The following is a 14,482-nucleotide window of genomic DNA, read 5'->3' on the forward strand; positions in this document are numbered from 1 at the left end:
TTATTAAGTTATCACAGCGCTCCTGGCATATTTTTGTCAGGAGTGCGATTTCGTAGGATGAGGGGATGTTAAATATTTCAGACTATACGGAAGCGGAATTTTTGGATTTTGTAATTTCTATTTTTGATGCTGGTGCTCGAACAGAGGAGGAAGGTGTAAAACTGGTAATTGAGTTCAGGCGGTTAACAGAGCATCCGGACGGCTCGGATCTGATCTATTACCCAAGAGATGATAGAGATGACAGTCCTGAAGGAGTTGTAAAGGAGGTCAAAGAGTGGCGCGCTGCCAATAACAAGCCTGGATTCAAGGCGGTTTAGTTTTTGGCTGTCAGTATGTTTCTGGCGTCTTTTGGGGTTGATGTAATGTCTATCGTGGACCCGAGGCTGATCACTCCCCACTCACCCATGGACAATAACACCCCACCGCCAACGTATGAGTCGCACTCACCGGACGATCATCACTCAACGCCTGCAGGATCGGTTCGATAAAACTGTTGCTGGAATTACAGGTCAGGCCTTCGCTGTAGGGGCCAAAGTACGCCAGCTGGCCGCTGCGGTCCCAGATCGCCACGGCCGGGCTGGCGGGGATCTGTTCGGAGCCGGGCAGCACCGCGATGGTCTTGAGGTTGCTGAGGGTGGCGGGCAACTGGCCGTGGCTGCCGGCCTTCTGCACGGCGAAGAACTCCACACCCTTGGGGCCGAATTGTTCGACCATCTCGGTCAGGTGCTGTTGATTGCCGACGTTGCACGGGCAGGCCGGGTCCCAGAAGTGCACCAAGCGGATATTGCCGGGGCCGGCGAGGTCGTCGGGCAGGCGCAACGGGTCGCCGGAAAACACCGCGGTGTGTTCGCTGAACGCCCGCAGGTAGCGGCCCTGGAACCAGTCGTACGCAGCCCACAGCACGCCGGCACACACGATGGCGAGCAGGCTGGCAAACAGTGCGGTGCGGTAGGGCCGGCGCATGGATTTGGTTCCTCGAGAGCGGGCTAGCTTGCCATGCTTGCTTCTACAGATGAATATCGCTGGCCGATAAAGTCTGTTTACCGTTCTGGAATTGCCCATGTCTGTTGCTTTCGATCCCGATCATTTACGTGCGAGCCTCAAGCCGTTGGCCGAGTGGCAGCCGTTGTCCGAGGAGGCGAAGGCGTATCAGCGGTTCTACCAGACCGACTTCCCGGAGCGCGATGTCTGGCGCGGCATGGGGCGCTTCGACGTCGATGGTTATGAACTGGTCAGCCATTGCTGGTGGCCGGCGGAAACGGCCAAGGCCACGCTGTTTCTGGTGCACGGTTTTTATGATCACACCGGCCTCTACCGGCATGTGATCGAGTGGGCGCTGGATCTGGGGTTTGCGGTGATTGCCTGTGACTTGCCCGGGCATGGTCTGTCGAGCGGGCCACGGGCGAGCATCCGCGATTTCTCCGAGTATCAGGATGCGCTGCAGGGTCTGTTCGCCGAGGCGCGCTCGATTGCGTTGCCGCAGCCGTGGCACCTGTGCGGGCAAAGCACCGGCGGGGCGATCATTGTCGATCACGTGCTCAATCACGGTGAGAACAGTCCGGCCCAGGGCCAGTTGATTTTGCTGGCGCCGCTGGTGCGCCCACGGGCCTGGGGCTGGTCGCAATTCAGTTATTACCTGTTGCGGCCCTTCGTCCGGGGCATCGCCCGGCGCTTCAGCGAGAACTCCAACGATCCGGATTTCCTGCCGTTCCTGCAGGCCGATCCGTTGCAGCCCAAACGTCTGCCAACGGCGTGGGTCGGGGCTTTGTCACGCTGGATCAAGCGGGTGGAATACGCGAAGAAGAGTTCGCGCCGTCCGCTGATCGTCCAGGGACAGGCGGACATGACCGTGGACTGGCAACACAACCTGCAAGTGATGAAATGGAAATTCGACCGGCCGCAGATTCTGCTGCTGGCCGAGGCGCGGCATCACCTGGCCAATGAGACGGCACCGATGCGCGAGGAATATTTCGAGTTTCTGAGCAAGCGGATCAAGGGCCGCAATCCCTAGGTCACTGACTGAGGTTCGAGGTGCTCTGGCCGACGGCCAGCCCGGCGCGGATTGCTGCCAGCGCGGCCTGATAGTAGGCCTTGCCTTCGGTGGATTCGGCGAAGGTCGCGAACTCTTCCAGTTCTTCATCCGACAAGTCGCGATAGACGTACAGCAGCGTGTTGTTCAGGTCGGCGCCGATCTGATCCATCAGGCGCTGACGCTGACCGTTCAACATGCCCTGGGCCTGACCGCCACCGAGCAGGCCGGGGATCATCGAACTCAGGCTGTCCGCCGCCACGCCGGCAATCGCCAGGCTGACTTCGGCACCGGCTTCGCGGGCGGGCAGGGCCTGGGCGAGGTGACCGATGATCAGCAGGCGACTGTCGCTGGCCGGCATCTTCGGCAGGCCCTTGGCATTTTTCGCCAATTGGTCGCGACGGGTCGCCAGCAGTTCGGCGGCTACGATCTTCTTGCCCAGTGGTGACTGAAAGAACGAAAGGGCCGGTTTCGGATCGGCGAGGTTCTTGCGCAGTTGCGCTTCGGCCCGTTGATCCACGGCCTGGGGGGCAAAGCGCTGGTTGCTGTTGTTTACCAGCGCCTGAAACACCGCCGGCGGCAGGCTGCTCTGGTAACGCTGTTGCGCGGCGCTCAGGGCGTCATTGAAATGCGCACGTTGGTCCGGCCAGCCGGCGACCTTGTACAACTGGTCGTGGCCGTCTGCCCAGGCGGGCAAAACGCAGAACATCAACAGTGAAAAAAGCAAACGGCGCATAGGGACTCCTGTCGGCAGCGGACTATTCTCCGTGCGGTGCCAGTACTTGTCGAGAATTCGTATCAAGCCGCCGCGTGGCTCTGTCGGAATTCTTGCCGCAGGCATACTATGCGCGCCATGCAAATATCCTCTGAACACCCGCTGCTGTTACGTATCGTCGACGACCTGGCCGAGCGTGGCTGGTCGCAGCAGAACATATTCCTGCCTGCGGATCTGACCCGCGCGCTGGCCGCCGAGTGCCGTAAACGTGAGGCCGAAGGTGAACTGGCGCCGGCGGGCGTCGGACGCGGGCCGTTTTCGGAGGTCCGCGAGGGCATTCGCGGCGACCATATCCAATGGATCGATCCCGGTCAGGCTGAGGCCAGCGACCGTTATCTGAACCTGATGGACAGCCTGCGCGAGGCGCTCAATCGCGGACTGTTCCTCGGTCTGGAGGACTTCGAATGCCATTTCGCCCTGTACCCGCCGGGTGCGTTCTACCGCAAGCATGTCGACCGTTTTCGCGACGATGACCGGCGCATGGTTTCGGCAGTGATCTACCTCAACGACGGCTGGCTGCCGGAGGATGGCGGACAACTGCGCATGTATCTGGAAGGTGATCGGGTCCATGACGTGCAACCCACCGGTGGTTGTCTGGTGGTGTTTCTGTCCGGTGAAGTGCCCCACGAAGTGTTGCCGGCGCAGCGCGAGCGCTTGTCGCTGACCGGCTGGTTTCGCCGCCGTGGCAACGAGCCGTTCTGAGATGCAGAAGATCCTCGTCAGTCGCTGCCTGCTGGGCCATCGCGTGCGTTACGACGGTGGGGCCAGCGGGCCGTTCGATCTGCTGGAACAGTGGATTGCCGAGGGGCGCGTCGTGCCATTGTGCCCGGAAGTGGCCGGTGGTCTGCCGACGCCTCGGGCGGCGGCGGAGATTCCCGGCGGGCAGGGCGGTGAAGTGCTCGATGGCCTTGCGGCGGTGATCACCACTGAAGGCGAGGACGTCAGTGCGCAGTTTCTCGACGGTGCGCGGCAGGCGCTGGCTCTGGTGCAAAAGCACGGGATTCGGGTGGCGGTGCTCAAGGCCAACAGTCCTTCCTGCGGGAATCTGCTGACCTATGACGGGACGTTCAGTGGCGTGAAGGTGAGTGGCGAGGGTGTCACGGCAGCCTTGCTCAAGCGCCATGGCGTGCAAGTCTTCAGCGAACTTGAACTGCCGCAGGCTGCACAAGCGCTCAAGGCGCTCGACTAGACACCGTCACTTCAGGTCTTCAGAGGCCTGCACGCTCAACCACTTCTTCGACAGCGCTTCCAGCCGCCCATCCGCCCTGATCCGCTGCAACGCATTCTCAAGACTCGCGTGAAACGCCGGGTTGCCCTTCTGAAACGGAATCGCCAGATCCACCGGTGGGCCGATCTTCGGTTTCTCTTCAGTCAGTGCCTGGACCAGCACCAACGGGCGGGGCTGTTCATCCTTTTTCGCCAGCAGCTGCGCATTGACCTGACTGTAAGGTTCGCTGAAATCGAAACGATCCTTGAGCGCCGCTGTCAGTGCTATGTGGTTGAGCGCGACGTCGTACTTGCCGCTTTCGACACCCTGGAGCAGATCGGCTTCGTCGGTGACGATGAAGTCGGCGCGCACATCCAGCTCGTTGGCCAGCAGTTGCCCAAGCTCGACCTCGAACCCCGTGAGTGTGTCGCCGTCCTTGAAATTGAAGGGCGGTGTATTAGCCTCAAGGGCTATGCGCAACTCGCCACGGTCGTTGACGTCATCAATCAGTTCGGCGTGAGCCAGCGGGCTCAGAAGGGGTAGCAGGCAGATCAGGCCAGGCAGAAAACGCATGGTCACTCCTTTGAAATCATTGTCGCGGCCTGTTGGTCAGGCTCGCTTTGCTATGGTTGTCGAGTGCCTTCGACAACGAATGGTCATGAAGTTGTCATGACCGCGCGGATTTTACGGAAAAACTGGAGAAGAGAATGAAAACATTCATGTCACGTGCTGCTTTGGCTGGTTTGCTGATGGGCGTTTCGGTGCTGGCCAGTGCGGCTACGCCTGCGCCGAAGGGGGCCGAAGTGTTCATCGTTTCTCCCGAGGACGGCGCGAAGGTTTCGCAGACCTTCACCGTCAAGTTCGGCACCAAGGATGTCGCGCTGGCACCGGCCGGTGATGCCACGCCGAATACCGGTCACCACCATCTGCTGATCGACGCCAAGGAGATTGTTCCGGCCGGCGCAGTGGTGCCGACCGACGCCAACCACATGCATTTCGGCAAGGCCCAGACGTTCGCAGAAATCAAACTGGCACCAGGCAAGCACACCTTGCAGCTGGAGCTGGGCGACAAGAACCACATGGCTTTCGATCCGCCCGTGGTCTCGAAGAAAATCACCATCACTGTGGAATGATTTTTTCACCGGCATGAAAAAGGGAGCCCCGAGGGGCTCCCTTTTTTGTGGCTCGGCGCCGGATCAGAACAATACGCGGCTACGGATGGTGCCGTTGACGTGTTGCAGCTTCTCTTGCGCCAGCTCCGAGTATTCGGCGTCGACGTCGATCACCACGTAGCCGACCTTCTCGTTGGTCTGCAGGAACTGACCGGAGATGTTGATGCCGTTTTCGGCGAAGACCTTGTTGATCTCGCTCATCACACCCGGGATGTTCTCGTGGATGTGCAGCAGACGGTGCTTGCCAGGGTGAGCCGGCAGGGCCACTTCCGGGAAGTTCACGGACGATACGGAAGTACCGTTGTCGCTGTACTTGACCAGTTTTTCTGCCACTTCCAGACCGATATTGGCCTGCGCTTCAGCGGTGGAGCCGCCGATGTGCGGGGTCAGGATCACGTTGTCCAGGCCACGGAGCGGGCTTTCGAACTCTTCGTCGTTGGAGCGTGGCTCGACCGGGAACACGTCGATGGCGGCGCCGATCAGGTGCTTGTCCTTGATCGCAGCGGCCAGGTGATCCAGCTCGACCACGGTACCGCGTGCCGCGTTGATCAGGATGCCGCCCTTCTTGATGGCGCGGATTTCCTTCTCGCCGATCATCCATTGGGTCGCAGCGGTTTCCGGAACGTGCAGGGTGACGATGTCAGACATGCCCAACAGCTCGTGCAGGTTGCCGACCTGGGTCGCGTTGCCCAGTGGCAGCTTGGTCACGGTGTCGTAGAAGAACACCTGCATGCCCAGGCCTTCAGCCAGGACCGACAGCTGAGTACCGATCGAGCCGTAGCCGACGATGCCCAGTTTCTTGCCGCGGATCTCGAAGGAGTTGGCCGCTGACTTGATCCAGCCGCCACGGTGGCAGGAAGCGTTTTTCTCGGGGATGCCGCGCAGCAGCAGGATCGCTTCGGCCAGCACCAGCTCGGCTACGGAGCGGGTGTTGGAGTACGGTGCGTTGAACACGGCGATACCGCGCTCGCGGGCCGCTTCCAGGTCGACCTGGTTGGTGCCGATGCAGAAACAGCCGACTGCCACCAGCTTCTTCGCGTGATCGAAGATCTCTTCGGTCAGTTGGGTGCGCGAACGAATGCCGATGAAGTGAGCGTCAGCGATCTTTTCCTTGAGCTGGTCTTCCGGCAGGGAGCCAGTCAGGTATTCGATGCTGGTATAGCCCGCCGCCTTGAGGACGTCGACAGCCGATTGGTGGACGCCTTCGAGAAGAAGGAACTTGATCTTGCTCTTATCGAGAGAAGTCTTGCTCATCTGCGTAAACCTGTATCCCGGAGAAAAATGGCAGGGAGGGGAGCAGCCTGGAGCTGACCCGCACGGCAAGAAAGCCGTCACCGCAGAACCGGCCTTGGGCACTGGCCTGCGGGGTCGGTATGCTAGCATAGCCGCCCCGCTAATCACTCATTCCTGCGACGTGAAGCGTTCTCAGGATGACCATGAATTGTTCGAGAGTTCTGTCGATGACCAATCCTGCCCTGATTGATGAACTGAAGACCCTGGTCGAGCCTGGCAAGGTCCTGACCGATGCCGACTCCCTGAACGCGTACGGCAAGGATTGGACCAAGCACTTCGCCCCGGCGCCGAGCGCCATCGTGTTCCCCAAGACCATCGAACAAGTGCAGGCCATCGTCCGCTGGGCCAACGAGCATAAAGTGGCGCTGGTGCCTTCGGGCGGCCGTACCGGTCTTTCCGCCGCTGCCGTGGCCGCCAATGGCGAAGTGGTGGTGTCGTTCGACTACATGAACCAGATTCTCGACATCAACCTCACTGATCGCACCGCTGTGTGCCAGCCGGGCGTGGTCACCGAGCAATTGCAGAACGCGGCCGAAGAACATCACCTGTACTACCCGGTGGACTTCGCTTCCGCCGGTTCCAGCCAGATTGGCGGCAATATCGGCACCAATGCCGGCGGGATCAAGGTCATTCGCTACGGCATGACCCGCAATTGGGTGGCGGGCATGAAAGTGGTCACTGGCAAGGGCGATGTGCTGGAACTGAACAAGGACCTGATCAAGAACGCCACCGGTTACGACCTGCGGCAGCTGTTCATCGGCGCCGAAGGCACTCTCGGCTTCGTGGTCGAGGCCACCATGCGTCTGGATCGTGCGCCGAAAAACCTGACCGCGATGGTCCTCGGTACCGCCGATTTCGACTCGATCATGCCGGTGCTGCACGCCTTCCAGGGCAAGCTCGACCTGACTGCGTTCGAATTCTTCTCCGACAAGGCTCTGGCCAAGGTCATGGGCCGTGGCGATGTCCCGGCACCGTTCGAAACCGATTGCCCGTTCTACGCCTTGCTGGAATTCGAGGCGACCACCGAAGAAGTGGCCAACAGCGCCCTCGAAACCTTCGAGCATTGTGTGGAACAGGGTTGGGTGCTGGACGGCGTGATGAGCCAGAGCGAAACCCAATTGCAGAACCTGTGGAAGTTGCGCGAGTACATCTCCGAAACCATCTCCCACTGGACGCCGTACAAGAACGACATCTCGGTCACCGTCTCGAAAGTCCCGGCGTTCCTGCGGGAGATCGATGCGATCGTCGGCAAGCATTATCCAGACTTCGAAATCGTCTGGTTCGGCCACATCGGCGATGGCAACTTGCACCTGAACATCCTCAAGCCGGACAACCTGAGCAAGGACGAGTTTTTCGCCAAGTGCGCGACCGTCAACAGGTGGGTGTTCGAAACCGTCGAGAAGTACAACGGTTCGATCTCCGCCGAACACGGCGTGGGCATGACCAAGCGCGACTACTTGACCTACAGCCGTTCGCCGGTGGAAATCGAATACATGAAAGCGGTCAAGGCGGTGTTCGACCCGAACGGCATCATGAACCCGGGCAAGATCTTCGCGGTTTGATTGGCAATCCCTGATGAATCAATGAAGGCAGGAGTCGGTAATGAGCTATCAGCACCAGTATGTCGACGGTACGCGGATTCATTTTCCGCTGGGGAAAGTGGTGTGTATCGGCCGTAACTACGCCGAACACGCCAAGGAACTGGACAACCCGGTCCCTACCGAGCCGCTGCTGTTCATCAAGCCGGGCAGTTGCGTGGTGCCGCTGGAAGGCGGTTTCAGCATTCCGACCGAGCGCGGCTCCGTGCATTACGAAGCGGAAATCGCCGTATTGATCGGCAAGCCTTTGTCGACCAAGCCGAGCCGTGAAGAAGTGCTGGACGCGATCTCCGGCTTCGCCCCGGCACTGGACCTGACCCTGCGCGACAAGCAGGCCGAACTCAAGTCCAAAGGCCTGCCGTGGGAAATCGCCAAGTCGTTCGACGGCGCGGCGGTGATTGCACCGTTCGTGGTCGGCAGTACCTTTTCCGACCTGACCGACATCGGCATCCGCCTGACCATCAATGGCGAAGTGCGCCAGGACGGTAACAGCAGCGCGATGCTCAACCCGATCGTGCCGATGATCCAGCACATGGCCGGCTGCTTCTCGCTGCAGGCCGGTGACGTGATCCTGACCGGCACGCCGGTTGGCGTCGGTCCTCTGAACGTCGGCGATGACATCGTGCTGGAACTGCCGGGCGCCAGTCGCTTCACCAGCAGCGTGCGCTGATCCGGCATCGCGTTCCCGAGCGGGAGGTCGCGGGTTTGAGTTGAGTACTCAAGCTGGCAGCCTCCCGTTTTTGATTTGTGATCGAGCCTGCAAAGACGCAGGGCAATCCGGCCATTTGCCGTTTTTTTCACATCTTGTCCGGATAATTCCGGTCATCCTGGCGTCTGAGCCGGCCTCTTTGTGCTATTACCCATAGCCTGAATTTTCGGAACGCGTCCTCTGATGTCATCTCAAACTCAGCTCAACCCTGCCCGTCGTTCACGTTTCGCCCTGCGCTGGTATTACTGGCTGTTGCTGGTAGTCGCTGCCGCTTACGGCCTGGCGCATGCCATGCATTGGGATGACCGGGGCCTGCTATGGCTGCGCGAGCGCTTCGAAAGCCCGGCTGAGCGCACGGCGAGTGTCTGGTTGCCGGACTATCGGGTGGTGATTGATGCCAAGCTGCTGCCGGGCATGGAAAAGGACGAGGCCTCGGACGTGTCATACGACGCGCAGAGCAAGACCCTGTTTTCGGTGATGGGCAAGAACCCGTTCCTGGTCGAACTGACCTTGCAGGGCGACGTGCTGCGCAAGATGCCGCTGGTAGGATGGAGCAATCCTGAAGGTGTGACCGTACTGGGCAACGGCCTGCTGGCCATCGTCGATGAGCGCGAGCACATGCTGTCCATCGTCAAGGTCGACGCCGCGACCCGCGAACTGAAGCGCGACGATTTCCCGAAATACGACCTCGGCCCGTCGAAGGACCAGAACAAGGCTTTTGAAGCGATTGCCTGGGACCCGCGTAATCAACAGTTGCTGCTGGGCGAAGAGCGTCCACCGGCGCTGTTCACCTGGAAAAGCGACGGCAGCCAGACCCTCACCGGCGACAAGCAGAAACTGCCGAACGACGAACTGGACATCCGCAACCTTTCGGCCCTGGCGGTCGATCCGCGTACTGGCCATACCCTGGTGCTGTCTGCCGACTCGCACCTGCTGCTGGAGCTGGACGAGAAAGGCGAGCAAGTCAGCTTCATGACCCTGCTCGGCGGTTTCAACGGCCTGAAGGAAACCATCCCCCGCGCCGAAGGCGTGACCATGGACGAGCAGGGCACGCTGTACATGGTCAGCGAGCCGAACCTGTTCTACCGCTTCGAAAAGCAGAAATAACCAACCCGCCGCCGCAAGGTTGTCGTCCGGGGCAAGTGGCCTTTAAGCTTCGATTCAGACAGGCGTGATATTTCATCCGCCTGTTTTGATCCCGAGCCCAGCCCGCATGCGTCGATTTGCCCGTCTCAAGCCACTTCTGATCATCCTTTCGGTGGTTGTCCTGATCGCATTGATTGCGATCGGCCAATACCTGCGTCTGTTCGAGCGCGCCTGGTTCAACCTGCAAAGTCACTGGCGGCCCCACAGCATTGAAGCGATCAATCTGGATGAGTACCACGTGGATATCGAGGCCCGGGTCATCGAAGGGCTGAACGATGACGTCTCCGCGCTGACCTACGATCCGGTGCGCAAGAGCCTGTTCACCGTCACCAACAAGAATGCCGAGCTGATCGAGTTGTCGCTGGAGGGCCGGATCCTGCGCCGTGTCGCGCTGATCGGCTTCGGCGATGCGGAGGCGGTGGAGTTCATCAGCGCCGATACTTACGTCATCAGCGATGAGCGTCAGCAGCGTCTGATCAAGATTCATCTGGAGCAGGGCACGACTTACCTCGATGCAGCGGACGCCGAGCAGATGACGCTCGGCGTGCACATGAGTGGCAACAAAGGATTTGAAGGCCTGGCCTACGACTCGGTGGGCAAACGCCTGTTCGTTGCCAAGGAGCGGGATCCGATGCTGGTCTACGAAGTGCATGGCTTTCCGCACTTCAACCCGGAAAAATCCTACGCTGTACATGTGATCAACAACCCCAAACGCGATGCCGGGATGTTCGTGCGTGACCTGTCGAGCCTGCAATACGACGAGCGCAGCGGCCATCTTCTGGCGCTGTCGGACGAGTCGCGGCTGATTCTGGAACTGGATGTGGACGGGCGCCCGATGAGCACGATGTCGTTGAGCGGTGGCCGGCAAGGACTGAAAAAAACCGTGCCGCAGGCGGAAGGCATCGCGATGGATGATGACGGGACGTTGTATCTGGTGAGTGAGCCGAATCTGTTTTATGTCTTCAGAAAGCCAGACCAGAACTGACATTCTTCAATGAACCCCTGTGGGAGCGGACAGGCTCCCACAGGTTCTTCAGGCTTACTCGGCCTTCAGGGTTTTCACGCCTTCGCTGGTGCCCAGCAACAGCAGATCCGCCGGACGCGCCGCGAACAGGCCGTTGGTGACGACGCCGACGATCGCATTGATCTGCGCTTCCAGCTCCACCGGGTTGGTGATCTGCAGGTTGTGCACGTCGAGGATGATGTTGCCGTTGTCGGTCAGCACGCCTTCACGGTAGACCGGGTCACCGCCCAGTTTCACCAGTTGGCGGGCGACGTGGCTGCGAGCCATCGGAATGACTTCCACCGGCAGCGGGAACGCGCCGAGCACCGGCACCAGTTTGCTGCCGTCGGCGATGCAGATGAAGGTCTTGGCCACGGCCGCGACGATCTTCTCGCGGGTCAGGGCTGCGCCGCCACCCTTGATCAGGTTCAGGTGCGCGTCGCTTTCGTCGGCGCCGTCGATGTAGAACTCCAGGTCGCTGACCGTGTTCAGTTCATACACTGGAATCCCGTGGCCCTTGAGGCGCGCGGCGGTGGCTTCGGAACTGGCGACCGCGCCATCGAACGCGCCCTTGTGCCGGGCCAGGGCGTCGATGAAGCAGTTGGCGGTGGAGCCGGTGCCGACACCGATGATGCTCTTGTCGTCGAGTTTCGGAAGGATGAAGTCGACGGCGGCCTGGGCCACGGCCTGTTTGAGTTGATCCTGGGTCATGCGGGCTCCGGAAGCGGGCAAGGTAAGAACGGAAAGGCCGGCATTATAGCCGCAAGCCGGGCTAAAACCTCTGGATTCGTGTGGTCGTGCGCCCGAAAGCCGGGTTAGACTCGTTGGCCCTGCCCAACCCGCTCAGTGATGCTTTCCGATGCTCGAACAGTACGTCAAGAAGATCCTCACCTCGCGCGTTTATGACGTTGCCGTAGAAACCCCGCTGCAGAACGCTCGCCAGCTCTCCGAGCGGCTGGGCAACGACATCTGGCTCAAGCGCGAAGACTTGCAGCCGGTGTTCTCGTTCAAGATTCGCGGCGCCTACAACAAGCTGACCCAGTTGAGCGACGAAGAACGCGCCCGTGGCGTGGTCACCGCGTCGGCGGGCAACCATGCGCAGGGCCTGGCCCTGGCGGCGAAAGTGCTGGGCGTGAAAGCGACCATCGTGATGCCCAAGACCACCCCGGAGATCAAGGTCGAAGGCGTGCGCTCCCGTGGTGGCAAAGTGGTGCTGCATGGTGATTCGTTCCCGGAAGCCCTGGCCTACTCGCTGAAACTGGTCGATGAAAAAGGCTACGTCTACATTCACCCGTACGACGATCCGCACACCATTGCCGGGCAGGGCACCGTGGCGATGGAAATCCTGCGCCAGCACCCGCAGCCACTGGACGCGATCTTCGTGCCGGTGGGCGGCGGAGGTCTGATCGCCGGCATTGCGGCCTACGTGAAGTACCTGCGGCCGGACATCAAGGTCATCGGCGTCGAGCCCGACGACTCCAACTGCCTGCAGGCGGCGATGGCGGCGGGCGAGCGCGTCGTGCTGCCGTCCGTAGGCATTTTCGCCGACGGCGTGGCGGTGGCGCAGATCGGCCAGCACACCTTCGATATCTGCAAGGATTACGTCGATGAGGTGATCACCGTCAGCACCGACGAGATCTGCGCGGCGATCAAGGACATCTACGACGACACCCGTTCGATCACCGAACCGGCCGGCGCCCTGGGTGTGGCGGGGATCAAGAAGTACGTCGAACAGCGCGGCGTCAGCGGCAAGACTTTCGTCGCCATCGATTCCGGCGCCAACGTCAACTTCGACCGTTTGCGCCACGTCGCCGAGCGCGCCGAGCTGGGTGAAGGCCGCGAAGCGATCATCGCCGTGACCATCCCGGAGCAGGCCGGCAGCTTCAAGGCGTTCTGCGAAGCCATCGGCAAGCGCCAGATCACCGAATTCAACTACCGCTACAACACCGGCAGCGAAGCGCACATCTTCGTCGGCGTGCAGACCCACCCGGAAAACGATCCGCGCAGCGCACTGCTGGCGAGTCTGACCGAACAGGGCTTCCCGGTACTGGACCTGACCGACAACGAACTGGCCAAGCTGCACATCCGCCACATGGTCGGCGGGCGCGCGGCGCAGGTGGTCGATGAAGTGGTGCTGCGCTTCGAGTTCCCGGAGCGTCCGGGCGCGCTGTTCAACTTCCTCAACAAGCTCGGCGGGCGCTGGAACATCTCGATGTTCCACTACCGCAACCATGGCGCGGCGGACGGTCGTGTGGTCGCCGGCCTGCAGGTGCCTCACGACGAGCGACATCTGGTTCCCGCCGCACTGGCGGAAATCGGCTACCCGTACTGGGACGAAAGCGACAACCCGGCCTATCAGCTGTTTCTTGGCTGAGCGGCTACGCTGATGGGCAGGCCATAAGGAAATTCGACAATGGAAACGTTAACTGCCCTGAAAACGGCGCACATGGTCGCCACCGTGGTTTTGCTGGCGAGTGCGCTGGGGCTGGGCGTCTGGGTTTTGCTGGCCCGGCGCAAGGGTGATGTGACGGCGGGCAGCCGCACGTTGCAGCGGCCGCGGGTGTTTGTCTGGCTGCTGATGGGCCTGGCGTTGCTGAGCATGCCGTTCACCGGCTGGTGGATGGTGCATCTGGTAGGCTGGCCGCTGGGGCAGACGTGGATTCTGGCCTCCAGCGTGCTGTACACCGTGGCGGCGCTGGCGTGGTTCTGGCTGCTGGTGCGTTTGAACCGCTTGCGCAAGACGCCGGGCGGCGTCGGCCGGTTCAGCTTTGCCCTGGCGTTGTTCAGTTTTGTCTGCTTTGTCGCGATTGCCGGGTTGATGGGCGCCAAGCCGGTTTAAGGCCCGGCGCCCGATCTCGAGATCAATCGCGCAGTGAGATGACCGACCAGCCACGTTTCTCGGCTTCGGCCCGTAGATTCGGGTCCGGATCAACAGCGACCGGATTCACCACCTGCTCCAGCAGCGGCAAATCGTTCATCGAGTCGCTGTAAAAGTAGCTGTCATCCAGCGAATGCCCGGTCTCTTCCAGCCAGCGGTTCAGGCGCGTCACCTTGCCTTCGCGGAAGCACGGCACGTCGGTGCTGCGCCCGGTGTAGCGGCCGTCCTGCATCTCGCACTCGGTGGCGATCAGGGTTTCAACGCCCAGGCGCACGGCAATCGGTGCGGTGACGAAACGGTTGGTGGCAGTGATGATCACCAGTTTGTCACCGGCGTCGCGGTGCTTTTTCAGCAGCTCGACCGCTTTTGGCAGCATCAATGGCTCGATGCAGTCGCGCATGAAGTCGCTGTGCCATTGCTCGAGCACGGCCATGTCGGTGCGGCCGAGGATTTCCAGACAGAAGTTCAGGTACGCGGCGTTATCCAGTTTGCCTGCCAGGTAATCCTGATAGAACTCGTCGTTGCGTGCCTTGTAGGCGATCGGGTCGAGGAAGCCGCGTTCACACAGATAGTCGCCCCAGGCGTGATCGCTGTCGCCGCCCAGAAGGGTGTTGTCCAAATCGAATAAAGCCAGGCGCATTGCAGTTACCCGCTGAAAAGTCAGTAAAAAGG

Annotated in this window: 17 protein-coding genes; 11 read left to right on the forward strand and 6 right to left on the reverse strand. The window is 60.8% G+C overall.

The genetic code is table 11. The features are described 5' to 3' along the window. The first annotated feature begins 65 nt into the window (after window positions 1-65). Window positions 66-317 (forward strand): bacteriocin immunity protein, encoded by a 252-nt coding sequence (locus CAF87_RS11460; RefSeq protein WP_065259882.1) that lies wholly within the window; start codon window positions 66-68, stop codon window positions 315-317. A gap of 70 nt (window positions 318-387) precedes the next feature. Here CAF87_RS11460 and CAF87_RS11465 read toward each other — a convergent pair whose 3' ends face one another. Continuing rightward, window positions 388-963: a DUF6436 domain-containing protein gene (locus tag CAF87_RS11465; protein ID WP_085731512.1), complete on the reverse strand. Its 576-nt coding sequence runs from the start codon at window positions 961-963 to the stop codon at window positions 388-390. Between the two features lie 97 nt (window positions 964-1,060). Here CAF87_RS11465 and CAF87_RS11470 point away from each other — a divergent pair, with 97 nt between their 5' ends. After that, window positions 1,061-2,011, forward strand: coding sequence for an alpha/beta hydrolase (locus CAF87_RS11470; RefSeq protein ID WP_085731513.1), 951 nt, complete (start codon window positions 1,061-1,063; stop codon window positions 2,009-2,011). 1 nt (window position 2,012) lies between these two features. Here CAF87_RS11470 and CAF87_RS11475 read toward each other — a convergent pair whose 3' ends face one another. Next, window positions 2,013-2,765, reverse strand: coding sequence for a DUF2059 domain-containing protein (locus CAF87_RS11475; protein ID WP_085731514.1), 753 nt, complete (start codon window positions 2,763-2,765; stop codon window positions 2,013-2,015). Window positions 2,766-2,873: 108 nt separating this feature from the next. On the opposite strand from CAF87_RS11475, the gene CAF87_RS11480 reads away from it, so the two are divergent. Together CAF87_RS11480 and CAF87_RS11485 are read left to right on the forward strand one after the other, a co-directional pair. After that, window positions 2,874-3,506, forward strand: a complete 633-nt coding sequence (locus tag CAF87_RS11480) for a 2OG-Fe(II) oxygenase (protein WP_085709011.1) — start codon at window positions 2,874-2,876, stop codon at window positions 3,504-3,506. A 1-nt stretch (window position 3,507) separates the two neighbouring features. Then, on the forward strand, window positions 3,508-3,993 hold the full coding sequence (locus tag CAF87_RS11485; protein WP_085731515.1) for a DUF523 domain-containing protein: 486 nt from the start codon (window positions 3,508-3,510) through the stop codon (window positions 3,991-3,993). 6 nt (window positions 3,994-3,999) lie between these two features. Here the strand turns inward: CAF87_RS11485 and CAF87_RS11490 are convergent, their stop codons facing one another. Continuing rightward, on the reverse strand, window positions 4,000-4,584 hold the full coding sequence (locus CAF87_RS11490; RefSeq protein ID WP_085731516.1) for a transporter substrate-binding domain-containing protein: 585 nt from the start codon (window positions 4,582-4,584) through the stop codon (window positions 4,000-4,002). Window positions 4,585-4,718: 134 nt separating this feature from the next. Between CAF87_RS11490 and CAF87_RS11495 the strand changes: the two genes are divergently transcribed. Beyond that, a complete protein-coding gene (locus CAF87_RS11495) occupies window positions 4,719-5,144 on the forward strand; it encodes a DUF4399 domain-containing protein (protein WP_085709014.1) in 426 nt (141 codons plus the stop codon). A 63-nt stretch (window positions 5,145-5,207) separates the two neighbouring features. Here the strand turns inward: CAF87_RS11495 and serA are convergent, their stop codons facing one another. Then, entirely contained in the window at window positions 5,208-6,437 is a 1,230-nt protein-coding gene (gene serA / locus CAF87_RS11500) for a phosphoglycerate dehydrogenase (protein WP_085709015.1), read from the reverse strand. A 206-nt stretch (window positions 6,438-6,643) separates the two neighbouring features. Between serA and CAF87_RS11510 the strand changes: the two genes are divergently transcribed. The 4 genes from CAF87_RS11510 to CAF87_RS11525 all read left to right on the forward strand — a co-directional run bounded on the left by CAF87_RS11510 (window position 6,644) and on the right by CAF87_RS11525 (window position 10,914). Next, window positions 6,644-8,038: an FAD-binding oxidoreductase gene (locus CAF87_RS11510; protein ID WP_085731517.1), complete on the forward strand. Its 1,395-nt coding sequence runs from the start codon at window positions 6,644-6,646 to the stop codon at window positions 8,036-8,038. Window positions 8,039-8,078: 40 nt separating this feature from the next. Continuing rightward, a complete protein-coding gene (locus tag CAF87_RS11515) occupies window positions 8,079-8,744 on the forward strand; it encodes a fumarylacetoacetate hydrolase family protein (RefSeq protein WP_085731518.1) in 666 nt (221 codons plus the stop codon). A gap of 222 nt (window positions 8,745-8,966) precedes the next feature. Beyond that, window positions 8,967-9,890: an SdiA-regulated domain-containing protein gene (locus tag CAF87_RS11520; protein WP_085731519.1), complete on the forward strand. Its 924-nt coding sequence runs from the start codon at window positions 8,967-8,969 to the stop codon at window positions 9,888-9,890. A gap of 106 nt (window positions 9,891-9,996) precedes the next feature. Beyond that, the gene (locus tag CAF87_RS11525) at window positions 9,997-10,914 is read left to right on the forward strand and encodes an SdiA-regulated domain-containing protein (protein ID WP_085731520.1); all 918 of its coding nucleotides are present in this window, start codon (window positions 9,997-9,999) and stop codon (window positions 10,912-10,914) included. A gap of 54 nt (window positions 10,915-10,968) precedes the next feature. Here the strand turns inward: CAF87_RS11525 and rpiA are convergent, their stop codons facing one another. Then, complete coding sequence (rpiA, locus tag CAF87_RS11530; protein WP_085731521.1) at window positions 10,969-11,643, reverse strand: ribose-5-phosphate isomerase RpiA; 675 nt, start codon at window positions 11,641-11,643, stop codon at window positions 10,969-10,971. A gap of 148 nt (window positions 11,644-11,791) precedes the next feature. Between rpiA and ilvA the strand changes: the two genes are divergently transcribed. After that, window positions 11,792-13,306: a threonine ammonia-lyase, biosynthetic gene (gene ilvA / locus CAF87_RS11535; protein WP_085731522.1), complete on the forward strand. Its 1,515-nt coding sequence runs from the start codon at window positions 11,792-11,794 to the stop codon at window positions 13,304-13,306. A gap of 39 nt (window positions 13,307-13,345) precedes the next feature. Beyond that, window positions 13,346-13,771, forward strand: coding sequence for a DUF2269 domain-containing protein (locus tag CAF87_RS11540; RefSeq protein WP_085731523.1), 426 nt, complete (start codon window positions 13,346-13,348; stop codon window positions 13,769-13,771). A 22-nt stretch (window positions 13,772-13,793) separates the two neighbouring features. On the opposite strand, the gene CAF87_RS11545 is transcribed toward CAF87_RS11540, so the two are convergent. Continuing rightward, window positions 13,794-14,450: an HAD family phosphatase gene (locus CAF87_RS11545; protein ID WP_085731524.1), complete on the reverse strand. Its 657-nt coding sequence runs from the start codon at window positions 14,448-14,450 to the stop codon at window positions 13,794-13,796. Window positions 14,451-14,482: the final 32 nt, after the last annotated feature.

It is taken from the genome of Pseudomonas sp. R38(2017), assembly GCF_002112395.1.
Lineage (GTDB): Bacteria > Pseudomonadota > Gammaproteobacteria > Pseudomonadales > Pseudomonadaceae > Aquipseudomonas.